23 protein-coding genes and 1 riboswitch are annotated in these 22,949 nt (G+C 40.7%); of the genes, 1 reads left to right on the top strand and 22 read right to left on the bottom strand.

Annotated elements, in window-relative coordinates:
- Positions 1-81: 81 nt before the first annotated feature.
- From LKJ51_RS03810 to dnaE, 16 genes are all read right to left on the bottom strand, one after another.
- Entirely contained in the window at positions 82-357 is a 276-nt protein-coding gene (locus LKJ51_RS03810; protein WP_003717019.1) for an HU family DNA-binding protein, read from the bottom strand.
- 203 nt (positions 358-560) lie between these two features.
- Positions 561-1,874, bottom strand: coding sequence for a ribosome biogenesis GTPase Der (gene der, locus LKJ51_RS03805; protein ID WP_291980112.1), 1,314 nt, complete (start codon positions 1,872-1,874; stop codon positions 561-563).
- An 86-nt stretch (positions 1,875-1,960) separates the two neighbouring features.
- The gene (gene rpsA / locus LKJ51_RS03800; RefSeq protein ID WP_291980111.1) at positions 1,961-3,199 is read right to left on the bottom strand and encodes a 30S ribosomal protein S1; all 1,239 of its coding nucleotides are present in this window, start codon (positions 3,197-3,199) and stop codon (positions 1,961-1,963) included.
- A 72-nt stretch (positions 3,200-3,271) separates the two neighbouring features.
- Positions 3,272-3,958: a (d)CMP kinase gene (gene cmk, locus LKJ51_RS03795; protein WP_291980110.1), complete on the bottom strand. Its 687-nt coding sequence runs from the start codon at positions 3,956-3,958 to the stop codon at positions 3,272-3,274.
- Between the two features lie 13 nt (positions 3,959-3,971).
- A complete protein-coding gene (locus tag LKJ51_RS03790; RefSeq protein ID WP_291980109.1) occupies positions 3,972-4,535 on the bottom strand; it encodes a LysM peptidoglycan-binding domain-containing protein in 564 nt (187 codons plus the stop codon).
- A 63-nt stretch (positions 4,536-4,598) separates the two neighbouring features.
- Complete coding sequence (locus LKJ51_RS03785) at positions 4,599-6,065, bottom strand: RecQ family ATP-dependent DNA helicase (RefSeq protein ID WP_291979762.1); 1,467 nt, start codon at positions 6,063-6,065, stop codon at positions 4,599-4,601.
- Positions 6,058-7,095, bottom strand: coding sequence for a helix-turn-helix domain-containing protein (locus LKJ51_RS03780; RefSeq protein ID WP_291979763.1), 1,038 nt, complete (start codon positions 7,093-7,095; stop codon positions 6,058-6,060). The genes LKJ51_RS03785 and LKJ51_RS03780 overlap by 8 nt, the downstream gene beginning before the upstream one ends.
- A gap of 150 nt (positions 7,096-7,245) precedes the next feature.
- Positions 7,246-7,827 carry an ECF transporter S component gene (locus LKJ51_RS03775; protein WP_291979764.1) on the bottom strand — a complete coding sequence of 194 codons (582 nt, stop codon included), beginning with the start codon at positions 7,825-7,827 and terminating at the stop codon, positions 7,246-7,248.
- A 125-nt stretch (positions 7,828-7,952) separates the two neighbouring features.
- Positions 7,953-8,071: riboswitch (FMN riboswitch) on the bottom strand.
- Positions 8,072-8,131: 60 nt separating this feature from the next.
- Complete coding sequence (locus tag LKJ51_RS03770) at positions 8,132-8,854, bottom strand: pseudouridine synthase (RefSeq protein WP_291979765.1); 723 nt, start codon at positions 8,852-8,854, stop codon at positions 8,132-8,134.
- Position 8,855: 1 nt separating this feature from the next.
- Positions 8,856-9,458, bottom strand: coding sequence for an SMC-Scp complex subunit ScpB (scpB, locus tag LKJ51_RS03765; RefSeq protein ID WP_291979766.1), 603 nt, complete (start codon positions 9,456-9,458; stop codon positions 8,856-8,858).
- Positions 9,421-10,218: a segregation and condensation protein A gene (locus tag LKJ51_RS03760; protein WP_291979767.1), complete on the bottom strand. Its 798-nt coding sequence runs from the start codon at positions 10,216-10,218 to the stop codon at positions 9,421-9,423. Before LKJ51_RS03760 ends, scpB begins: the two co-directional genes overlap by 38 nt.
- A complete protein-coding gene (locus tag LKJ51_RS03755) occupies positions 10,208-10,567 on the bottom strand; it encodes a reductase (protein WP_291979768.1) in 360 nt (119 codons plus the stop codon). The genes LKJ51_RS03760 and LKJ51_RS03755 overlap by 11 nt, the downstream gene beginning before the upstream one ends.
- Positions 10,568-10,588: 21 nt before the next feature.
- Positions 10,589-11,470 carry a tyrosine-type recombinase/integrase gene (locus LKJ51_RS03750; RefSeq protein ID WP_291979769.1) on the bottom strand — a complete coding sequence of 294 codons (882 nt, stop codon included), beginning with the start codon at positions 11,468-11,470 and terminating at the stop codon, positions 10,589-10,591.
- Positions 11,451-12,344 (bottom strand): CvfB family protein, encoded by an 894-nt coding sequence (locus LKJ51_RS03745; RefSeq protein WP_291979770.1) that lies wholly within the window; start codon positions 12,342-12,344, stop codon positions 11,451-11,453. Before LKJ51_RS03745 ends, LKJ51_RS03750 begins: the two co-directional genes overlap by 20 nt.
- A gap of 144 nt (positions 12,345-12,488) precedes the next feature.
- Complete coding sequence (gene pyk / locus LKJ51_RS03740; protein ID WP_291979771.1) at positions 12,489-13,910, bottom strand: pyruvate kinase; 1,422 nt, start codon at positions 13,908-13,910, stop codon at positions 12,489-12,491.
- Positions 13,911-14,081: 171 nt separating this feature from the next.
- On the bottom strand, positions 14,082-17,432 hold the full coding sequence (dnaE, locus tag LKJ51_RS03735; RefSeq protein WP_291980108.1) for a DNA polymerase III subunit alpha: 3,351 nt from the start codon (positions 17,430-17,432) through the stop codon (positions 14,082-14,084).
- 117 nt (positions 17,433-17,549) lie between these two features.
- On the opposite strand from dnaE, the gene LKJ51_RS03730 reads away from it, so the two are divergent.
- Positions 17,550-17,756, top strand: coding sequence for a DUF2929 family protein (locus LKJ51_RS03730; RefSeq protein ID WP_291979522.1), 207 nt, complete (start codon positions 17,550-17,552; stop codon positions 17,754-17,756).
- A 65-nt stretch (positions 17,757-17,821) separates the two neighbouring features.
- Here the strand turns inward: LKJ51_RS03730 and LKJ51_RS03725 are convergent, their stop codons facing one another.
- The 6 genes from LKJ51_RS03725 to LKJ51_RS03700 all read right to left on the bottom strand — a co-directional run.
- Positions 17,822-18,619 carry a metal ABC transporter permease gene (locus LKJ51_RS03725; protein WP_291979523.1) on the bottom strand — a complete coding sequence of 266 codons (798 nt, stop codon included), beginning with the start codon at positions 18,617-18,619 and terminating at the stop codon, positions 17,822-17,824.
- Entirely contained in the window at positions 18,619-19,287 is a 669-nt protein-coding gene (locus LKJ51_RS03720; RefSeq protein ID WP_291979524.1) for a metal ABC transporter ATP-binding protein, read from the bottom strand. Before LKJ51_RS03720 ends, LKJ51_RS03725 begins: the two co-directional genes overlap by 1 nt.
- A 2-nt stretch (positions 19,288-19,289) precedes the next feature.
- Positions 19,290-20,204 carry a metal ABC transporter solute-binding protein, Zn/Mn family gene (locus LKJ51_RS03715; protein ID WP_291979525.1) on the bottom strand — a complete coding sequence of 305 codons (915 nt, stop codon included), beginning with the start codon at positions 20,202-20,204 and terminating at the stop codon, positions 19,290-19,292.
- Positions 20,205-20,343: 139 nt separating this feature from the next.
- On the bottom strand, positions 20,344-21,588 hold the full coding sequence (pepT, locus tag LKJ51_RS03710) for a peptidase T (RefSeq protein ID WP_291979526.1): 1,245 nt from the start codon (positions 21,586-21,588) through the stop codon (positions 20,344-20,346).
- Positions 21,589-21,590: 2 nt separating this feature from the next.
- Positions 21,591-22,430: a Nif3-like dinuclear metal center hexameric protein gene (locus LKJ51_RS03705; protein WP_291979527.1), complete on the bottom strand. Its 840-nt coding sequence runs from the start codon at positions 22,428-22,430 to the stop codon at positions 21,591-21,593.
- Positions 22,430-22,949: tRNA (adenine(22)-N(1))-methyltransferase (locus LKJ51_RS03700; protein WP_291980107.1), on the bottom strand; the 520-nt coding region annotated here is incomplete at its 5' end. The genes LKJ51_RS03705 and LKJ51_RS03700, both read right to left, overlap by 1 nt.

Genomic DNA, 22,949 nt, shown 5'->3' with positions numbered 1-22,949 from the left:
TTTCAAAACGGTTATTAATCGAATTAAAAAAGGGCCATGACAATAAGTCACAGTCCTCAATTATTATCAAGTAATTTAAAATTACTTAACAGCATCCTTTAAAGCTTTACCAGGCTTAAATGCTGGTACCTTGCTTGCAGGGATTTGGATTTCTTGACCAGTTTGTGGGTTACGACCCTTACGAGCAGCACGTTGACGTACTTCGAAGTTACCGAAACCGATCAATTGAACCTTTTCACCCTTAGCTAATGATGCTTGGATTGAACTAAATACTGCATCAACAGCAGCAGTAGCATCCTTCTTAGTTAAACCAGTTGCAGTTGCAACATTACTTACTAATTCCGCTTTGTTAGCCATTGAATTTCACCTCCAACATTTAACGTAACCAAAATTGATTACATCAATGAATGAATGTTAATTTTGAGTGGTCCAAAATTAACGAAACATACGAAGAATTCGTATAATTTCATTGTTAAGATTAGCATAGTGAAACCTTGATGACAAGCGGTTTAGAAGCTTTTTCACCCTTTTTTTGGAAATTTTCAACTAAACAGAACATTTTACTGCCGCTTTCGCTTAATAATATGAATCGGCGTCCCGGTAAAGTCAAATGCCTTCCTGATTTGGTTCTCCAAATAACGCTGATAAGAGAAGTGCATTAGTTCTGGATCGTTAACGAAAATCACAAATGTTGGCGGCTGAATAGCTACCTGAGTTCCGTAGTACACCCTTAACCGGCGACCATTTTGGGTTGGTGTCGGGTTAGCAGCAAGAGCATCCATTAAGACATCATTCAATACTGAAGACTGGATTCGCCGTTGACTGTGATCATAAACATCTTCAATCAGCCCTGGCAATTGGTTTAACCGTTGTTTTGTTTTCGCTGAAACAAAGACAATTGGTGCATAGCTCAAGTATTGGAATTCATTACGGATCAAGGTCGTAAAATCAGTCATTGTCCGATGATCCTTGTTCTTAATCGTATCCCACTTATTAACGACAATAATGACACCACAACCAGCCTCATGGGCATATCCCGCAATATGCTTATCAAGCTCCCTAATGCCTTCTTCAGCATTTAGGACAACAAGAACAACATCGCTATCATCAATAGCCCGCATTGACCGCATCAGTGAATAGCGCTCAGTATTTTCGTAAATTTTACCTTTTTTACGAATACCTGCCGTATCAATCATCGTAAATTCGCGACCATCTTTTGCAGTAAAACGAGTATTAATCGCATCCCTAGTTGTTCCCGCAACATTTGATACAATCACACGGTTCTCTCCAAGAAGAGCATTAACTAATGATGATTTACCAACATTTGGTCGACCAATTAAACTAAAGTGAATGGTTCCATCATCTTCATTATCAGCTGTCTCAGGGAAATTAATGATAACAGCATCAAGAAGGTCACCAACACCAACACCATGAACACCAGAAACAGCGTAAGGTTCCCCTAATCCCAACGAGTAGAAATCATAAATATCACTTCGTCGTTCTGGATTGTCAACCTTATTAACGGCCAAAATTACTGGCTTATCTGAACGATATAGAAGTTTTGCAACCTGTTCATCTGCGTCAGTGACACCATTCAAAATGTCAACAACAAGGACAATAACATCTGCTTCATCAATTGCAACTTCAGCCTGCTGCCGAATCTGGGTAAGCAAGGGTTGGTCTGAGATTTCAATTCCCCCAGTATCGATTAAATTAAAATTCTTCCCGAGCCATTCAGCATGAGCATAAATTCGGTCTCGAGTAACACCAGGAGTATCTTCGACAATCGAAATCCGTTCTCCCGCAATCCGATTAAACAGGGTCGACTTTCCAACATTGGGCCGACCAACAATTGCAACAACTGGATTTGCCATTTATTTGCACCCTCCTTTTCTTTTACGAAATAAAAAGAGTATGACAGAATGTCATACCCCTTTCTAAATTAATTTGTGGTTCCTAATTACTTCAAGCCCTTTAATTGATCACCAATTAAATCACCCATAGAGAAGCCACTTTCTTCTTCAGGGGCGTTGTTCATGAAGTTACGGTTATTGTTACGACGAGGACGACGACGACCACGGTTTTCGTTACCGTTGTTGTTATCTTCATCCTTTGGACGTTCTTCGAGAGCCTTCATGGATAAACCAAGACGTTGACGTTCTGGATCTACATTCAGAACCTTAACCTTAACTTCTTGACCAGGCTTCAAAACATCAGCTGGAGTAGCGATGTGCTTATGAGAGATTTGGGAAATGTGTACCAAACCTTCAACACCTGGGAAGACTTCAACAAAGGCACCAAAGCTGGTTAACCGTTTAACAGTACCAGTAAGGACACTACCTTCTGGAGCCTTTTCTTCAATATCATCCCATGGTCCAGGTAATGTTTGCTTGATTGAAAGTGAAATCCGTTCACGATCAGGATCAACACTCAATACCTTAACCTTAACATCTTGACCTGCTTCCAATACATCTGAAGGCTTGTCAACATGATCGTAAGAAATTTCAGAAACGTGAACTAAACCATCAACACCACCGAGGTCAATGAAAGCACCGAAGTTAGTCATCCGTGCAACCTTACCTTCGACAACATCACCTGGTTGAAGCTTAGCAAAGACTTCCTTAGCAGCCTCTTCGTGTTGAGCTTGAACAATTTCCTTGTGAGAAAGGATAAGACGGTTTTCACTAGGTTCGATTTCAATAATCTTAAATTCAAGTTCTTGACCCTTAAATTGGTTCAAGTCTTCTACGTAGTGATCAGTAATCATTGAAGCAGGGACGAAGCCACGTACTCCGGCATCAACTACTAAGCCACCCTTAACAGCTTGAGTAACCTTAGCTGTAATGTGTTCACCAGCATCGAACTTCTTTTGGATGTCATCCCAAACTTTACGAGCTTCAAGACGACGGTGTGAAAGTAAGTAGCTACCATTCTCCTTATCGTTACCGATCTTGGAAATAACTACTAAGTCAAGTTCGTCACCGACTTTAACTGCATCATTGATGTCTTCAACTGGCTTGGTTGATAATTCCTTAGCAGGGACGACACCTTCAACCCCTGCATCTTTAATACCAACGATAGCTTGGCGATCATCATCAATTGCCAATACTTCACCCTTAACAACATCACCGACTTTTACAGTTTCAATGCTATCAAGAGCTTCTAACATATCGTTTTTGTTTTCGTTGTTTTCAGCCATTAAAAAAAATCCTCCTTGCGACAATCAACTCTAAAAACCATTTTACTAGAAAGAGTGTGATATTTCCAGTAATTATGCTAAATGTTTTTCAGTTTTTTTAATTATTTGACTAATTTGCTCAACGACCTCATCAATGGTCAAATTGGTGGTATCTAATCGAACCGCATCACTCGCCTGAGTTAACGGTGAAACTTTCCGCGTTGAATCCTTTTTGTCACGCAGTTCAATTGCTTTTTGAAGCTCTTCTAAACTACTAGTTGCAATTCCCTTTTGCCTGTTTTCTAAATAACGTCGTCGAGCCCGTTCATAAGCAGTTGCAACCATAAAGATCTTAACGGGGGCATTAGGCAGAACAGTGGTTCCAATATCACGTCCATCCATTACAATCCCACCATTAGCGGCAATCTCTCGCTGTTGATTAGTCATTTCCTGACGAACACCAGGAATCGCAGCAACGGCCGAAACATTTTTTGCCACCTTAGGCAACCGAATATCTCGCGTTACTTCTTGGCTATTAATGAACACCCGTTGTTCTGGTTCTGCGGGTTGAAAAGTAATCTTAATTTGTTTTGCTAATGCTGCAATCCTATCTGTATCGGTCATTGAAAGGCCCTGTTGGAGCGCTGCTAAAGTTACTGCACGGTACATTGCTCCCGTGTCACAATAAACATAACCAAACTTCTTGGCAACTCGTTTTGCAACGGTACTTTTTCCCGCTGAAGCAGGCCCATCAATTGCAACTTGTAATCCCATTGACATTTAATTCTCTCTCCTATCGCACTCTTAATTGTTGCCCAGGTCTTAGATGGGCATTGGGGGTTAAACCATTTAACCGCATTAGTTCATTAACCGAGATACCATTTTGTGCGGCAACCCGATATAAACTCCCATTTCGGGGAACAGTGGCGTAACGAATCATACTTGATGATGACTGGCTAACTGAAGAGCTGGACGTGGAACTTGAACTAAGAGATGAACTACTACTCATGCTTGAACTAGACTTGCTAGATGCTTTCCGCGATTCTTGCTTGCTTGAATTCGAATGTTGCTTTTTTGAATGAGCTTTTTTTTTAGTAGATTGAGACTCAGCTAATCGTTCAGTTCGAACGGGATGATTCATCGTTTGCTTATGGTTTACCCAGTAGATAAGCGGAATGGCCGCCAATATAATAATCAAAACAATTAGAACAGTAGTAATCGTCGAATTATGCTCTCTTTGACGACGGTGTTCTGTCCGCGATAGGTGACCATCGCTACCCATATCTTCACTTTCAGCAAACTTCTTATCCCATAATCGATCGTTTGCTTCACGACTTTCTTCTCGTCGTTCACTCATGGTTGCCCCTCCTTTACTTTTAAAATTAACATTTTGATTGTAGCGCAAATAATCGTCAAATGTCTAGTTTTCTTTATTATTGTTAATATTAAATAACTGATAGAGTCGTGCCTGCCAATTTAGCTCAGACACCCCCGGCAAAGGCTCAGAATTCTGCTGAGGCTCGTGTTTAAACTTATCAATTAATTCTGGCTCTGTAACATCGCAGCATGGTGCTGGCGTTTCTTTTAATTGTTCGCCAAAATAATTTAATATCATTTCTCTACGACAAATCTTAGTGTTATTTACATAACGTGCCATCCACCTTAAATGGTTATCAATGTTTTTCTGCCGCTTTTCAAAGGTGTTAAAAATCATTTTACCATTATAACCATGCTGAAGATAAAAGGTAAACAATTCTTGATTATCCCCCAGAACATTAACCGGCTGTTGCTTCTTACTAACGGCATCCAGCAAATTACTATCCGGTAAATCAATGTAATTTAGTGTTCGTTGAATCTGTTCATCCCCCGGGCAATACAATAATAGTGCTAAACTTAATTTTCCATCACGCCCGGCACGGCCAACTTCTTGTACATAACTCTCAAGATTTGCAGGCTGATGAAAATGAATTACGAATCGAATATCACCCTTGTCAATTCCCATTCCAAAAGCACTGGTTGCACAAATCAATTGAATCTGGTTATCCATAAATTGCTGCTGAATTCGGTAACGCTCTAGTGACGGAATTCCCGCATGATAAGCTGCAACTACTTTATTAGTTTTCTCATTTAATTCTTCCGCAAATTGGGTTGCTAACTTACGGCTCGCAAAATAAATAATCCCCGCGCCTGCTAACTCATTTACTAACTCAATCAAATACGATTCTTTCTCATTAGTAGACAGGAACCGCTTAACGGCGTAACAAATATTCGATCGATTTACTGAACGAATTACCTGAGTAACTGCTTCCGCCTGAAGTCCCATCTTTTGAATAACATCTTGACGGACTTCTGGGGTTGCTGTAGCCGTTAATAAAAGGGTTGTTGGTAAGTCAAGACGTTTTCTAACTGAACTAAGTAAAAGGTATTCCGGCCGAAAATCTGGCCCCCATTGTGAAATACAGTGCGCCTCATCAACAACAAACAAGCTGATCTTGATCATTTTTAATGCGCCAATAATTTCTGGATTAGCCAGTGATTCTGGAGACGTGAAAATAAATTTAAATGTGGAAAGTTTGCTTAACGCCTGACGTCGACTCTTCCCTGTCAATTGACCATTAATCATTAATACCCGTTTTTCTCCCGAGCGATGAAGACGATCCACCTGATCTTGCATCAACGAAATTAGCGGTGAAACAATCAAGATGCTCCCCGGCAATAAATATCCTGGCAATTGGTATAGGAGCGATTTTCCACCACCTGTTGGCAATACAGCTAACGTATCATGGTTATTTAAAACTGCTTTAATGGTCTCTAATTGGCCTTCCCGAAAAGAAGAAAAGCCAAATTCTTCGTTGAGAACTGTTAATAACCGTTGTTCACTAATCATCCTGTTTCTCCCGATACAATTGATAAAGACGAAAGTAGTAAAAGGCTGCTTGATCCCCTGGTACTATTTCTGGCTTAAATTGCCATTTGCTAACATCTCCTTGGTAATGCTTAGCCAACTGCTGACGGATCTCCCCTGGTAATAATTGATCCCAGTTAATCGCTGTCGGATAAACGATTGCTGTCTCTAATAAATGTTCGCGAACTGTATTTGCTTTTATTCGTCGTCGTTTTGCAATTTGCTCAATTGTCTGTCCCCGCTGATATAGCATTAGGGTTTGATTCGCGCTATAGCTCAATGGTGTTTCTGTGAGAAGATCCGCTAGCAATTGGTTTAATGCGCCTCCCCGATAGCTATTTGCAAAGGCGGCAACCGCTAACAATGCATCCTGTTTAACCACCGGCATTTGATCAGTGGAAATTCCTAACTGTTTACTCAATTGTAAAATATTTTCTCCCGCTGTTTGATGACCAATTAACGAATAAAAGAAGTAATTAGCGAGGCGCTCATCTGCATTTGCAAGTGAACTACCAAATATTTTAAGTTCATCTGTCAATTGTTTAATAATATTCTGGCGACAATTAAACAGCCACCGCTTAACTAACTGCAATTCCTGATATTCATTTGTTAATGGGGCATAATGACGGTTATGGTATGTCAATTCAGAAACAACTTGGACGCCAAGTAATAACCGACGCTCAACACGATTGGTATTAGCCAGCCAGTACCAGTCAAGAAATTGTGGCTGATATTCCTCACTTTTTAATTCTTCTTGCTTAAGGATCCCGGGGGTGGTTAATACAGCTTGACCATCGGAATCAATTTTAATTAAATTATCTTGCACTAAGTTTTCCAGCAACTGGTCAAATTTTTCACGATTTAATGATCGATCTGCTCCCGTCCAACCAAGAATCCCGTACTGCTTAGCCCAAAAGAGGGTTGATACGGTCCGTCGATTTCTTAATGTATTTTCAATCACCCTGATACGCCGTGGCTGATGCTCATCAAAAAATCTCAATAAGTAATTCATCTTTTCACTCTCCACTCTAACTTATTATAACGGAAAGAATTTAAAATGATCTGAAAATAATTTATACAATTGGCATAACAAAACGCCAATCATTACCGTTCAACGTTTAATTGAACGCTAACAATTGACGTTTGCTAAAAATCTTATTTACTACCTCTCAAGCTGTTTCTGGGTTAACCACGATTTTAAGCGAACCGCAACTAGTGCAAAGACAGCTCCAACGAGAACTCCTTTAATCAAGTTAAATGGAACAACGGCAATCGCAATTAATTCTGGAATCGGTAAGGTCGACTTCCAGTTCCAAAGCGCCATGTACAGTGGTGTTAAGACCCACCAGTTTAATAACGCCATCACGATAACTAAAGTAACCGTTGAAAGAATTCCGCCTAACCATAATTGGCGTTTGAATGACCAGGACTTATGCCTCCAGACCCAGCAGAACGGTAGTAGCAATGATAATGAAGAAAGAAAGTTCCCCAAAATACCAACCAATTCACCAGCGGAAAAGCCACGTGTTAAGGCGTGAATAAGGCACTTCAAAAAGGCAATCATTACTCCAGCAACTGGTCCGTAAATGAAACCACCAATTAAAACCGGTAAATCAGAAAAGTCCATCTTTAGATATGGGGCCACCGGGAGAATCGGAAACTCGAACAACATTAAAATAAATGCTAAAGCACTCAAACAACAAATACCAACCATTTGGTGAACTCTTTGATGTGATGTTACCATCGACAACAACCTCCTATTGAGATTGTCTTCAAAAATTAACTTAAACACAAAATAAAAACACGTTAACCAACTTCTAATTGTCAGCAACGCGCATTTTAAACCATGTTTAAATATACTATGTGTAGTAGAATCTTCTGCATACCAGACTATACTGTCGGCTCTGGAATCGAACCAGATCAACCATCGAAATGGGTTGCGGGCTTTAACCGCCGGTCGGGAATTTCACCACGCCTTGAAGACAATTTCTATAAAAATTTATATCTTTATCTTACCGAGGATTGACTAGTGTGTCAAGGATTAACCACTACTTACTCATTTTCTTTAGCAACTTAACTTCGTCTTTCTTTAGCGGACGAAATTCACCTGATTGTAAGCCTTGTAAGTCTAAAGGTCCATAAGTTTCCCGATGAAGTTTTAACACCGGATGATGGATGGCATCAAACATTAATTTCACCTGATGATAGCGTCCTTCATGGATCGTCAGTTTAACCAAACTGGTTTGCTTTGAATGATCCGTTTCGATTAATCGGCTCTTAGCCTTCTTTGTCAGCCGACCATTGATCTCAACCCCAATTCGCAATTGTTTGAGGTCGTTATTACTAACAATTCCCCGTACCTTTGCGATGTATGTCTTTTCGACTTCAAACTTAGGATGCATCAATTGGTTAGCTAGATCACCGTCATTCGTAAGCAACAGGATCCCAGTAGTGTCATAATCAAGTCTCCCGACAGGATAGACCCGTTCTGTGACGTCCGCTTCTTTTAAAATATCAACTACTGTCCGTCGTCCTTTATCATCATGGGCACTAGTAATTACGGAACGTGGCTTGTTTAGTAGGTAGTAAACATGAGCTTCTCGTTGGAGAGGAACACCATCAACCACAACATTATCGTGTTCACTTACTTTAATCCCCATTTCTGTTACGACCTGACCATTAACTTGAACATGACCACTAGCAATTAATTTTTCTGAAGCTCGTCGAGATGCGACCCCTGCTTCAGCCATTACTTTTTGTAGACGTTCCATTTTAGTCCTCCTGTTGTTTTTGCTTGGCTTGTAATGCCCTTAAGAATAAATCACCATTCATATTATCAAGATCAAGATCCTCCTGTTTAACAAGCGGTGGCAGATCTTTTAGTGTGGATAGACCGAAGTAATCTAAAAAATTATCAGTTGTAACGTATAAGAATGGTCTCCCTGGTGCTTCTAAACGACCGTGGGTTTCAATTAATCCCCGAACCATTAATTTTTGCAACGATCCCGAACTCTGAACACCACGGATATCGTCAATTTCCAACCGTGTAATTGGCTGGCGATATGCAATAATTGCTAACACTTCCAATAGTGCTCGCGTCAACGGAATCGTTAACGGTACTTCAAAATAGTGCTTAATTACCGGTGACAAATCATGCTTAGTAGCCAACCGATATGTATCACCACTATGCAGTAAAACTAGTGCCGAATCTTGATCATTTTCATACTTAGTTCTTAATCGGTTAAGTAGTTCATGGACTGCTGGCTTCATGAAGCCGGTGATTTTAGCTAAATCCCCCAAAGTAATGCCTTCATCCCCACTAATAAAGAGGAGGCCCTCAATCTTCGCTAGATTTGTTGACTCGGTATTGTTCACCCTTTGATCCCTCCACTAAGATAATTGGCCCAAATAATTCTTCCTGATGGACCACAATTGCCTGGTGCTTGGTTAGCTCTAAAACCGCTAAAAACGTGGTTACTAACTCATCTCGCGTTCGCTTACCAATAAATAAATCATCAAACCGGGTTGCCGCCTTCCGAATGGTCATAAAAACCTGCTCCATTCGCTGAGCAACACTAATCTTCTCTGCTGCAACCGTTTCGTGAACCGGTGCTACTAATTGATGACGTTTTAAGACATCAGCAAACGCTTGCTGAAGCTGCACCAACGTAACTCCTGGCTCTACATGTTGGGCAATCATCTCAACAGGAACATGCATTGCTGGTCGCGTATACTCTGCTTGACGAAAGGTAGCCTTATCTTTTAGGTGAGAAGCGGCTTTTTGGTAGCGTTGGTATTCCAATAATTGTTCAACCAATTCTTGTCGAGGATCCTCAACTTCTTCGTTTGTTTCTTCCATCTCTTCCTCTGGTTGAGGCAATAGCATCCGACTCTTGATATTCATCAATGTTGCAGCCATCACAAAATAATCACCAGCTACTTCAAGTTGGTGACTTTTCATTTTTCGAAGATAGTCAAAATATTGCTGCGTGATTTGCTCAATTTGGATATCATAAATATCCATTTTTGACTGACGAATTAAGTGAAGAAGTAAATCAAGTGGTCCTTCAAAATCGCCAATCTTTAATGTCGGTTGAAACGGGTAACGTGGAATTACTTCTTGATTATTTTTCATTATTACGCTCCCAATTTGAAATTAATGGTTGGGTTTTTAACGTCCCCATCAACCGTTTATCACGATGCAATTCATAAATAGCAGTTAATAGCGCATAAACATTTTTTCCTGATCTCTCAGTAGGAGTAAAGGAAAGTTGACGAACTAGTACGTATTCTTTGCCAACTTCAATAATAATTATGCCAATAAAGTGATTATCTTCCGTATCCTTCCATAAGTAAATCTGATAACCCTTTGCCAAAGAATTCTCAATTGCATCTGCTAGTTGATCATAGTCCCGTAGTTCAGGAAGAAATGAAAGTAAGCCCATTGCAATTTTTTGGTAATCCTTTCGGTAACGAACTAACACGATTTTTCCTCCTTAACTCCATTAAGCTCGCGGATGACACCGCCGATAAATTTCAACTAATTTTTGTGTATCAAAATGAATATATGATTCATAACTTTCCCGACCGGTTTCCCGACCAAGAAGCATTTGAACTGCCTGCCAGCTAGCACCATTACTTAATAGATCGGCAATAAATGTATGACGCAGGGTTTGAAGAGTAACGTTCTTTTTTAGTCCAGACTCTTTTACAATCGCCTTAAAATTTTTCCAAACACCCTGGCGCGTCATTTGGTAACCACGAGCGTTTAGAAAAACATAGTCACTTGAAGTAGCAGCCGTATCATTTAGGTAGTCTTTTAGCCATTTTTCTGCTTTACGGCCAAGAGGAACTACCCGTTGATGACGGGGACTCTCTTGCAACTGTAAAATATGTAAATCAAAGTGTACCTGTGAGCGTTTCAGATTAATCAATTCGCTAACCAGCATCCCTGTGCCGTACATTAATTCTAGCAATGCGCGATCACGTAACCCGCTAACTGTTTTCACATCTGGAACTGCCAATAATTGCTCAATCTCTTCTTGCGATAACGTCACTGGCTTTTTTCTTAAGTCAACTGTTTCGTGATCAATATAGTCCATTGGATTGTTTTGAACCTGATGAGTTCGGAGAAGATAACGAAACAATTGCCGTAAGCTCGAAATTGTCCGATTAATGGTTGTACTAGCTCGCTGCTCTTTTTTCATTTTTGCAATAACGTTAATCACCGCATACTGATCAACATCTTGCCAACGATTAATCCCATTAGCCATAAATAAGGCAGCACAACTTTCTAGATCATGACGATAACTCTCACAAGTATTTTGGGAACGTCCCTTCTGTGTCATCAAATATTCGATAAATTGATTAATCGTTTGCTGCATCATTGTTTTTCTCAAGAAGAATTAGTTGACCAGCGTCTTCTTTTACTAAGTTTGCCTTCAGTAAATGACCCACTGCTCGCTTAAACTGTCCCTTACTAATCCCAAAGACTTCCCTAATTACCGTTGGATCTGTCTTGTCAGTATATGGTAATCGGCGGTTAGGATTGTGTTTTAACATGGCTAATAACATTTGTGCATCCTCATTAATTGCTTGGTATGCGCGTGGCTTCAGTGACAAGTTAAGTCCACCATGAGAAGAAAGGCCAATTACCCGAGCCTTAACTTGTTCCCCAAGCCGAGGCTCCTGATCACGTTCGCTCGGATGAATATAGCCTAGGTGGTAGCCATTAGTTATTACAAATGTCCCACTCATTTTAAGTCGGTAAACGGTCGCGGTAACGTCACGGTTCAGTAATCGTTTATTAGGAGCAACCGAAATTGCTTGGTAAATTTGTTCATCGGCTAATTTACCCCAAATACGATCCTTATCGTCAACCTGCAATGAGATTAACAGACGATCCCCAGGTTGTGGCCAGAGATGTTTGAGCGACGGTAAATCATCCAACGAAACTGCAATATCCTTATTTGGTAAACCAATATCGACGAAAACTCCCAGGTCACGCCGAACACTAACGACCTTACCATAATCATAATGATCAACCTGGACGGTAGGAATATATTTACACGTCATCTGCAGTTGGTGGTTTTCGTTTTCGTAAACAAATCCTCGAACTTGGCCACCAATATGTAGAGTTTGCGGACTTTCTTCCTTTGGCAACCTGTATGTTTGACCATTACGGTCAGGCTGAACAAAGTAATCATCCTCATTCTCGTCAATCATTACCGCAGTAACGACTTTTCCCAATGCTGAATTCATTAAATAATCCCACTTTCATTAATCCGATTTATTACTACTAATAAATAATTTTACACGGCTAAGGTCAATTTTACTAGTATTACTAGGAAAACAAAAAGCTCTTACGGTAATTCCGCAAGAGCTTGAATTAAACTAATGACTTGATTAGTCGATAGTCTTAATCCGCATCATGTTAGTAGCACCCTTAACACCTAGAGGTACACCGGCAACAACGATAATCTTATCACCCTTCTTAGCAAAGCCAAGTTCTACAGCCTTCTTGGCAGCTAAGTCGAACATCTTATCAGTATTGCTCATTTCATCAACAACGTATGGTTGAACACCCCAGTTGATCATAAGGCCACGTTCTACACGTTCGTTTGGTGTAAGAGCAACGATATCAGCATTTGGACGGTACTTAGAAATCATCTTAGCAGTGTAGCCTGAAGCAGTGTAGGCAACAATGGTGTGGATGTCTAAGTCCTTGGCAGCGTTAGCAACAGCTGAACCGATTGTTTCAGTAACATCTGACTTGTCCCAATCAAATGTTTCAGTACCGAATTCCCAAAGGTGGTTTTCAGCCTTGATGTCAATAGCGTTCATCATTGCAACTGACTTAACAGGGTAGTCACCATTAGCACTTTCACCAGAAAGCATGGTTGCATCAGTACCGTCAAAGACAGCGTTAGCAACGTCAGAAACTTCGGCACGAGTTGGACGAGGGTTTTCTTGCATTGAGTCAAGCATTTGGGTAGCAGTGATAACCGGCTTACCTAATTCGTTACAACGCTTGATCATGTGCTTTTGAACGATTGGCACATTTTCAGCAGGAATTTCAACACCCATGTCACCACGAGGAACCATCAAACCATCAGAAACTTCAATGATTTCTTCAAAGTTGTCGATACCTTCTTGTGATTCAATCTTTGGGAAGATTTGAACGTCTTCCATGTTCTTTTCTTTAAGGAGTTCACGAATATCAAGAACATCTTGAGCCTTACGAACGAATGAAGCAGAGATGTAGTTAATCTTGTTATCCAAGCCGAAACGAATATCACTACTATCCTTTTCAGTAATACCTGGCAAGTTGATGGAAACACCAGGAGCGTTAACACCCTTCCGAGATCCAAGTACACCATGGTTAAGAACATGGCAAACAAGTTCCTTGTGTTCTTCATCCTTCTCGTCAATCAACATGTCAATTAAACCATCATCGAAGAGGACGTGGCCGCCAACATGAGTATCGTCGTAAAGGCCTGGGTAAGTAACGGCGATCTTGTCATGAGTACCTTCAATTGAAGGATCCATGGAGATACGAACCTTATCGCCGATCTCGTAGGTAATCTTACCTTCCTTTTGAACAGTTGTCCGAATTTCAGCACCCTTGGTATCTAACATTAAACCAACGTGCTTACCAGTAATTTCTTCGGCCTTCTTAACGTTTTCCATCCGACCCAAGTGTTCTGGGTGGTCACCGTGTGAGAAGTTAAACCGGAAAATATTTGCACCAGCATTAATCAACTTAACGATGGTATCAACATCTGTACTTGCAGGACCAAGTGTACTTACAATCTTGGTTTTCTTCATAAATGAATCTCTCCTTTGCATTTATGCATCAACTACGGTTTGCAATTGCATACCTCATTTGCACAGCCTTATAATAGCACTTTTTAAAATCCGTGTCTGTACTTTTTTGTGAAAAGATATCAAGAAAACGCTATCATTTTGTAGATCTCATTAAGTCTTAATTTTATTAACTTATTGGGGGCTTTGTTGTAAAACAACATTTGGTTGACCAAGAAGCTTTATCAATCCTTGACGTGTCTCTTTACGAGAATCTAGCCACCGAGATCTTGGCTGAATTTTTTTCTGGTCAGTTTCCGGATAGTAAATAATAACTGGGATTGTCCCGTGATGCCCTGCCATAAACTTATATAGCTGCTGAAGCACTTGCTGGTTATCATTTTCAGGCATAATCCTTAGGAACCACCGTTGCTGTGAATTTCTTTGCTGTTGACGTAACTTATTAACGTCTTGAATCCGATCAGCAATAACTTGGAGGCCATGCCCTGCTCGTTGCTCAGTATGACCATTAACCATTACTACCTGATTGTCTTGTAGCAACTGCTGATACCGATCATATTGGCGAGGGAAAATCGTTACCTCAATCTCTCCGGTTTGGTCCGTTCCCGAGACAAAGGCCATTTGACGGTGATCCTTTTTGGTATGAATGGTTTTTACTCGATTGATCAGTACCAATACAACCACATTTTCTCTAGGACGCAACTGACTTGCAGTCTGAACATGGTACCGTGTCGCTAAGTCCCGATACTGGGTTACTGGATGTCCTGACAGGTAAACTCCCAAGTATTCATTTTCCTTTGCTAGTCGTTCGGTTAAGGGGTACTCCTGGTGGCTGGCAATTGTTGACTGTAATTCGGGATCCGTCCCCAATTCATCACTACTACTAAAAAGCTGAATACCCGAAATTAACATTGGCAAGGCGTTAATCATCTCAGCCCGATTGTACCCTAAACCATCAAATGCACCTGCATAGATCAATGGTGCTATTAATTCAGCTTTCTGCCACTTGCTTCCTAGCCGGGAAATAAAGTTGCGAATCTCCTTATAAGGGCCATTTTGCTGCCGTTCCTGAAGAATTTCCCGAATCAAATCACGCCGTAAGCCCTTAATCGAAGCTAGGCCAAAATACAGTTGCTTATCGTGGATCGAAAACTGTGCTTGGCTCTGATTGATTCGTGGTCCAACTAATTGAACGCCAAAATGACGGGCATCCTGAACATGTGCCTTCAGCTTAGCAACATTTGGTTCAGCGTTCATTAATGCAGTAAAGAATTCTGCTGGATAATGCGCTTTTAAATAGGCCATTTGGAAGGCCATCTTAGAATACGCCACCGCATGGGAACGGTTGAATCCATAGTTTGCAAACTGATCGATATAATCAAAGACCTGCTCCGCGATTGATTCTGAATAGCCGTTAGCTTTAGCGCCCTTCATAAACCTTGTCCGCATACTTTCCATAGTGGCGCGTTTCTTTTTACTCATTGCCCGGCGCAAAAGATCCGCTTCACCCAAGCTGAAGCCAGCCATTGCTGAAGCTAGTTGCATTACCTGTTCCTGATAAACTAAGATTCCATAAGTTGCACCTAAAATTGGTTTAAGTGAAGGATCAGGTAGTTGATACTTCTCTTGTCCCCGCTTTCTTGCAATAAAGTGGGGAATATTTTCCAGCGGTCCTGGTCGGTAAAGGGCGTTAACAGCTACGATATCTTCAAAGATATCAGGATGTAAGTTCACCAAAACCTCCCGAATACCTGCTGACTCAAATTGAAAGACACCATCTGTCAGACCTTTTTGGAAAAGACTAAGTGTTGGTAAATCTGCTAACGAAATATTCGATAAGCTAAATTGAGGATCGTGGTGACGAATTAGTTTCAGGGTATTATCCATGATGGAAAGGTTCCGTAATCCAAGAAAGTCCATCTTTAAAAGTCCCAAGGCTTCAACCGTATCCTTAGGGAATTGAGTCATCAATAAACCCTCGCTCCCGTTTTGTAATGGAACAATCTCGTGAAGTGGTTTTTCGGATAAGACAACCCCGGCGGCATGAATTGAGTAATGCCGTGGCAATCCCTCAAGCTTTTGAGCGACCTGGTATAACACCTTATATTCTGGATGATCGTTAAGAAGGTTACGGAGTCGCTGCGACTCTTTTAAACTCCCCGCTAAGGTAATGTGTAAGCCGTGTGGAAGCGTCCCCACAAGTTCATTCATCGCATAACGGTTCAAGCCAAATACCCGACTTACATCACGAATAACCTGCTTGGCTGCTAATGTTCCAAAGGTAATAATTTGAGCAACTCGTTCATGCCCATACTTTTGATGAACGTATTGGAGGACTTCTCCACGCCGATTATCAGGAATATCAAGATCAATATCCGGCATTTGCGCACGTTCGGGATTAAGAAACCGTTCAAATAGCAAGTGATACTGTAGCGGATCAACGTCAGTAATGGCTAATGCATAAGCAACTAACGACCCTGCGGCAGAACCTCTTCCCGGATCGGTCGTAATTTTAGTCCGATGGGCAAACCGCATAACGTCCCAAACAATTAAAAAGTAATCATCGAACCCCATTTCATGGATGACCTTTAATTCTTTGGCTAACCGTTGCTGATAATCGCCTAGCTTTAACCCTGGCGCAACCTGGCGATTTTTTAGCCCTTCAATGCATAAATGGCGAAGATAATCACTAGATGATTGTCCTTCTGGTGTAGCAAAATGAGGTAGTACCGGTTGCTTAAATTCAAAGTCAATATTACAATTTTGGGCAATTTCGACCGTCTTAGCAGCGGCTTGCTCAAGGTTTGCCTGCTGATAACTTGCTATAACATCTGATTGCGGATGTAAATAATGGCTCCCCAGCTTTTTTGAATTTGTCTCAATATTCTCTAACTGAACATTTGCTCCAATCGCTTGAAGAACCTTACTTGCAAATAAGTCATCAGCATTTAAATATTCAACAGGACTAATACCAACTAAAGATAAGGAATTATTAGTTGCTAACTGTTGCAAGGTTGAACGTTGGATCTGGTCTAATTGGGGATTAATTCCTAAAAGAAGACTATCTTCGTCTACAGTCTCATTAAGTAATTCAATAATTGCACCATTATTCTCTAACCAGCTAAATACCGTTGCTTGCGGTGGAATAATGATATAAAGCGATGATAACATTGACTTGATCTGGTTAAGGGTTAACGGCAGCTTTTTAACTTCACTTGTCTGTTGGAGGGTTGATAGTTCCATTAAGTTGCGGTATCCAGCACGATCCTTAGCTAGAAATACTAGTTCCAAGTTTGTCCCATCAACATTATCTAACGTAATGGTTAATTGCAACCCAATTAATGGTTTGATCCCCGCCTTCTTTGCGACATTATAAAAGTCAACCGCTCCATATAAAACATTTTTGTCGGTCAAGGCAAGTGCCGAGTAGCCACGACTTTTAGCGGTGGTCACTAATTCTTGAATCCGAATCGGACTTTTTAACAAAGAAAAGCTACTATTGACTTGTAACGGTGTAAAGTCCACTCTTGTTCATCCCCTTCTACACAGAAATTATAACAAATGTTGCTGAATTATGCTGTGAAGGTCTAGCGAGATAGTCTAGGAAGTGTTAGAATTATTTTAATTGAGATGGATAAGGAGATGTTCCGAGTGAAACTATTAGAAGCAAACATCGGTGGTGGTGTTATTGCGCTCATTTTAGGTGAGATTTTAGCTTACATTGATAGTCAACTGGAAACAATGACCCCAGATTACTTAGTAACTGGTATCTTGGCCGTTGTATTCGGTCTAGTTGCCGCTAACTGTGTATACTTCATCACACGAAAAGCTGATCCATCAAAAAACTAACTTCTTTAAAGAATTAATAAAAAACCGGGAAATTAAATTTCCCGGTTTTTTTATCAAAGCTAACACTACTCAGCCCCCGATAGCTTCTGTTTCATTAAAGCACAACAATAAATTGCAACCTCAATTACAGCAATAAAGAAACTAACTGGCCAGTTAGTTATATACCCCAAGAATAAACCAAGCCAAGTTCCTAATAATGAAAAGAGGATTGCAAGGCCAATCATTTTCGCTACCCCATGAGTAAAGTATTTTGCACTTGCAGCTGGAAGTGTAAGCAAGATAAAGATCAATAGCGAACCAACAATTTGTGCCGCAACACTTACACTTAATGCCAAGATAATTAGGAAAATAACCGAATATAAGGTTGCGTTAATCCCACTTACCCGTGCTCCAATCGCATCAAATGAAGTAAATTTTAACTGTCGGTAAACTGCAAAGATTACTAAGATGACAATAATCGATAAGTAAATCAACTGCCAAACCTCAGTCAAGTTAATCCCAACAACACTCCCGAATAAGATATTAGTGGCCGAACTAGCATTGGCACTACTTAACGAAAGAAAAAGAATCCCTAAACCAATAAAAAGGGCTGAAACGGCACTGGTAACGGCTTCTCGCCGAGACTCTTTAATACTCATTTGTCCAACAAGGATCGAACTAAGCATTGTAAATAGGATCATCCCGTTTAACACCGGCCAACCGATAAAGACCGCAAACGCGCCACCAGCAAAGCCAATTTCTGACAACGTATGGGTCAAAAAAGATAGGTTACGGGCGACAACAAAAACACCAACAAACCCACTAACAATGGCAATGAAGGTACTGGCAATAAATGCATGCCGCATAAAACTAAGTGCTAACATTACTTAACCTCCTTTTCGGGTTGTGGAAGTTCATTAATGGGACCAGTTAAGTACCCATCCTCAGTCATCCGAAGAAAACGTGTTCCATAATGTTGAGCAAGGCCCCAATCATGAGTAATAAACATCACACTAAGCCCCTGCTGTTGAAAGTGGGTAACTAAATCCAACAACTCATACTTCATTTCATTATCCAAGCTTGCAGTTGACTCATCAAGAATTAACAGTCCTGGTGCCGGTAATAATGCTTGCGCCAAATATGCTCGCTGCTTCTCCCCACCGGAAGCTAATCCTAATGGTCGATCAGCAATATCTTGAAGATTAGTTGCGTCGATTACTTGGTCGATTCGTTGGCGTTCACTTTTTTTCAACCACGGCAGATAACTATGACGGACATTTAACGCAATAAAATCACGGATTGATAAAGGGTATTCCTGATCAATATTGCGAAATTGTGGGACATAACCAATCTTGGTTTGTGGATCAATCGTTATGTCTCCACTTTGACTTTTAATAAATCCTAATAGCGAACGAACAAGAGTGGTTTTACCAACCCCATTTTCACCAATAACAACGAGAAAATCTCCTTGATTGATATTAAAATTTAAATTATTAATCACCCGGTGACTACCGTAAGCAACCGTTAAATTACTAACTGTTACAATTGACATTCTTATTTTTCACCCCGTTGAATTCGTAAAAGTTCTTGATACTGCGACATCATCCACTCTTGATAATTCTTAGCTTGACTTGGTTTAGTTTCTGTTACCCGAAGAACAGGAACGTGATTTTTGTGAGCCAGCTTTATCAGTCCGTTAACAACATGATCACTCGTCTGGGAATTTTCAACAAAAAATGCAATTTCATGATTCTTAATCGCACTTCGTAAGTGTTGAATATCCTGGGGCGCTGGATCATTGCCATCTTCAATTGCTTTCTCAAAATGTTGATCGATCACTTGATAGCCTAAAGCAGATAGTGAGTAGTCAAAAACTGGCTCACTAACAGCAACCTTATTGTTTGTTGAATTAACGTTTGCTTTAATTTGGGTAATCTTTTGCTCCAGTGGTTTAAATGAATCAATATATTTCTGTGCATTTTTCTGATAATACTTTTGGTGGGTTGGATCAATTTCCCCATACTGAGCTGCTAGATCACGAGCTAAGTGTTTCATAGTTGCTGGAGCATACCAGATGTGCTCATTTTGTCCAGAATGTTTTCCCATCAGTTTTCCCACATTAATTACCTTTTTAGTGTGGCGACGACTACTTGACTTCACAATCTTACTTAGCCATTCATCATAACCCAAGCCATTTTCAATAACTACGTTAGCATCACCGACCTGCCTTGCTTGAGTAGTTCCCGGCTGGTAATCATGTGGATCAACTGACGGGTTATCAATAATTGAAGTTACTTTTCCATATTTTCCTGCCACCCGACTAGCAGTTTCTCCATAAAAGTTCAATCCGGTAACTACCCGAATTGGCTTTTTCTCCGTATTGGTTGTCTTAAGTGGGATGCATGATAAAGCCAAAATTACAATTAATAAACTAAGCAGGCACCCCACGCCAATGAAATACTTTTTCATTTTCTTCCCTTCAAACAGTAATTATTACTATTAAGAACAATTGCTATCTTACCGAACTATCCCCTCGAATGCAAGTCTAAATTTAAATCCTTTAAACAACAAAGAGGCCAGGAAATTCCCAGCCTCTAGTCAATCATGGTTATTTCTGACTATTCAATTCATTAATCTTTAGTAGAACATCGAGGGCCTTTTCCATCGTCTGCAATGAAACATATTCGAAGCGGCTATGCATGTTTTCACCACCGGCAAATAAGTTCGGTGTTGGCAATCCCTTGTAAGAAATGGTAGAACCATCAGTCCCACCACGAACTGGATAAATCACTGGCTTAATATTAAGATCTTCCATTGCCTTTTTAGCGATTTCGACTGATTCCATCTTACCTTCTAGGGCATCCTTAAGGTTGTAATACTGATCATACAGGTTCATACTAATCCGCTTACTACCAAGCTCATTATTAAGGCCATTAACGATCCGTTCAAGCAAGTGTTTCCGCTCTTCAAAAACGGCCCGGTCGTGATCACGAATAAGGTAAACCATTCGTGCATGATCAACACTACCGTCAAACTTGTAAAGGTGGAAGAAACCCTCGCGACCCTCGGTTCTCTCAGCCCTTTCATGTGCTGGCAAACTATTATGGAGATCAATTGCAACCTGGATGGCATTAACCATCGTTCCCTTAGCGACACCAGTATGAACGTCTTTCCCGGAAATTTCAATTTCAGCTTGGGCAGCATTAAAGGTTTCGTATTCTAGTTCACCTAATGGACCACCATCAACGGTATAGGCAAAGTCTGCACCAAAGTCATCAACATCAAAATGATCAGCACCCGTACCAATTTCTTCATCGGGGCCAAGACCGATCTTGATCTCGCCATGCTTAATTTCCGGATGACTCATATAATATGCAGCCATTGTCACAATTTCGGCAACTCCTGACTTATCATCAGCACCCAGCAGAGTTGAGCCATCAGTTGTAATTAACGTGTTCCCCTGGTAATTTTTCAAATTAGGAAATTCTGTAGTCGACAAAACATAGTTACCATCTTCGTCAAGCTGAATATCACTTTGACCATCATAATCTTCAACAATTTGAGGGTTAACGTTATGGGCATTAAAATCAGCAGTATCAACGTGTGAAATATAACCAATTGTTGGAGCATCGTGATCCAAGTTGCTTGGAATCGTAGCGTAGACGTATGAGCATTGGGGATTAATATGAACATCACTCAACCCTAAATCTTTTAATTCCGCCGCTAACTCATTCAGAAATGCGGTCTCTTTTGGATCGGATGGTACCGTATCTGAATCTGGATTGGACCGGGTTTCAGTTTTAACGTACTTCAAGAAACGTGGTAATAATCCTTCATACTTTTCTTCTGTCATTATTAATTCTTCCCTTCATTATTAAGCATAAAGTTAAATGGATCAGTATTTAACTGATTTTGCACAATTGTAAAGTTCCAGTTATTTTCCTGTTTCCACTGGTTAAACAGATTAGCTAGTTGAGGCTCACAAATTGCTTCGATATGGTGTCCAGGATCAATTACCGTTAAATGATTGGCAATCATATCATGAGCAAAGTGATACGACACATCGCCAGTAACGTATGCATCTGCTCCCTTATCAATGGCAGCCTGCCAAAAGTCTTGACCAGCACCTCCAAGGACTGCCACCCGGTGAATTGGTTTAGCCAAATCGGTTGGTGCGGCCAGCCAGCGAAGGCCGTTAACATTAAAGATTCGCATACAGTACTGGGCAAACTCTTTAGTAGTCATTGAACCATTCAATGTCCCAATTCTTCCCATCCCAACTTTCTTTTGGGATATCGGATCAGTACCGGCATCAACAAGCTGTTCCGTATTGGTTAACCGTAACTTACTTGCTAACCAGTCATTCATTCCGCCATTAGCGGTATCTAAGTTAGTATGGGCAGCGTAAACCGTGATTCCATGACTAAGTAGCTTGGCATACATTTCATTTTGCGGAATCCTAGTGTCAAGGTTTTTTGCCGGATGAAACATTACCGGGTGATGAGCGAAGATAAAATCAACGTCATTCTTTATGGCTTCATCAACTACCTCCGGTCGCACATCAAGAGTTGTCATTAACTTCTTAATTGGTTTATCCGGATTTCCTAATTGCAATCCTGGATTATCCCAGCTTTCCGCTAGTTGTGGATTAGCGAATTGTTCAAAGCGCTCAATTAATTCATTTCCTGTTGTCATTAGCTAAGGACCTCCTTTATCAAACCTAGGTACTCCTCCTGCTGCTTGATTTTAGCAACGGGTGGTTTACTTGCTTGATTCATTTGTTGCAAAACGGTCTTTTGACGTTGCAATTCACCCTGCCATTTTTCAATAAACACGGGCGAATGCTGTTCAAGTAAGAACGGGCCGAATGTCAGTTCATACTTGCTGTAACGGAACGGAACGATTGACGGCTCAGCAACGATCACCTCATAAATGTGACCATCCTCAGCAACCATTTTCTCAGCCATGATTTGAAATTGGTGATTCATCAGCCATGTCCTTAACCGTGGTTCACCAATGTTAGGTTGTAAGACTAGTCGCTTTATGCCATTTAATTTTTCTGGATGAGCCTCAAGTATTTGGGTAATCAATGCCCCGCCCATTCCAGCAATCGTAATCGTATCAATTCGATCACTGTCATCAATTGCTTCCAGTCCGTCAGCTAACCGCGCTTGGATAACATTAGCTAGATTTAGTTTTTGAATTTCATGGACG

Source organism: Limosilactobacillus sp., assembly GCF_022651205.1.
GTDB lineage: Bacteria > Bacillota > Bacilli > Lactobacillales > Lactobacillaceae > Limosilactobacillus.
This window is presented reverse-complemented; position numbering and strand designations above follow the sequence as displayed.

Coding starts and splice junctions, on each gene's coding strand:
- LKJ51_RS03810 (WP_003717019.1), bottom strand. CDS start 357: ATGGCTAACAAAGCGGAATTAGTAAGTAATGTTGCAACTGCAACTGGT.
- der (WP_291980112.1), bottom strand. CDS start 1,874: ATGGCAAATCCAGTTGTTGCAATTGTTGGTCGGCCCAATGTTGGAAAG.
- rpsA (WP_291980111.1), bottom strand. CDS start 3,199: ATGGCTGAAAACAACGAAAACAAAAACGATATGTTAGAAGCTCTTGAT.
- cmk (WP_291980110.1), bottom strand. CDS start 3,958: ATGTCAATGGGATTACAAGTTGCAATTGATGGGCCTGCTTCAGCGGGA.
- LKJ51_RS03790 (WP_291980109.1), bottom strand. CDS start 4,535: ATGAGTGAACGACGAGAAGAAAGTCGTGAAGCAAACGATCGATTATGG.
- LKJ51_RS03785 (WP_291979762.1), bottom strand. CDS start 6,065: ATGATTAGTGAACAACGGTTATTAACAGTTCTCAACGAAGAATTTGGC.
- LKJ51_RS03780 (WP_291979763.1), bottom strand. CDS start 7,095: ATGAATTACTTATTGAGATTTTTTGATGAGCATCAGCCACGGCGTATC.
- LKJ51_RS03775 (WP_291979764.1), bottom strand. CDS start 7,827: ATGGTAACATCACATCAAAGAGTTCACCAAATGGTTGGTATTTGTTGT.
- LKJ51_RS03770 (WP_291979765.1), bottom strand. CDS start 8,854: ATGGAACGTCTACAAAAAGTAATGGCTGAAGCAGGGGTCGCATCTCGA.
- LKJ51_RS03760 (WP_291979767.1), bottom strand. CDS start 10,218: ATGAAAAATAATCAAGAAGTAATTCCACGTTACCCGTTTCAACCGACA.
- LKJ51_RS03750 (WP_291979769.1), bottom strand. CDS start 11,470: ATGATGCAGCAAACGATTAATCAATTTATCGAATATTTGATGACACAG.
- LKJ51_RS03745 (WP_291979770.1), bottom strand. CDS start 12,344: ATGAATTCAGCATTGGGAAAAGTCGTTACTGCGGTAATGATTGACGAG.
- pyk (WP_291979771.1), bottom strand. CDS start 13,910: ATGAAGAAAACCAAGATTGTAAGTACACTTGGTCCTGCAAGTACAGAT.
- LKJ51_RS03730 (WP_291979522.1), top strand. CDS start 17,550: ATGTTCCGAGTGAAACTATTAGAAGCAAACATCGGTGGTGGTGTTATT.
- LKJ51_RS03725 (WP_291979523.1), bottom strand. CDS start 18,619: ATGTTAGCACTTAGTTTTATGCGGCATGCATTTATTGCCAGTACCTTC.
- LKJ51_RS03720 (WP_291979524.1), bottom strand. CDS start 19,287: ATGTCAATTGTAACAGTTAGTAATTTAACGGTTGCTTACGGTAGTCAC.
- LKJ51_RS03715 (WP_291979525.1), bottom strand. CDS start 20,204: ATGAAAAAGTATTTCATTGGCGTGGGGTGCCTGCTTAGTTTATTAATT.
- pepT (WP_291979526.1), bottom strand. CDS start 21,588: ATGACAGAAGAAAAGTATGAAGGATTATTACCACGTTTCTTGAAGTAC.
- LKJ51_RS03705 (WP_291979527.1), bottom strand. CDS start 22,430: ATGACAACAGGAAATGAATTAATTGAGCGCTTTGAACAATTCGCTAAT.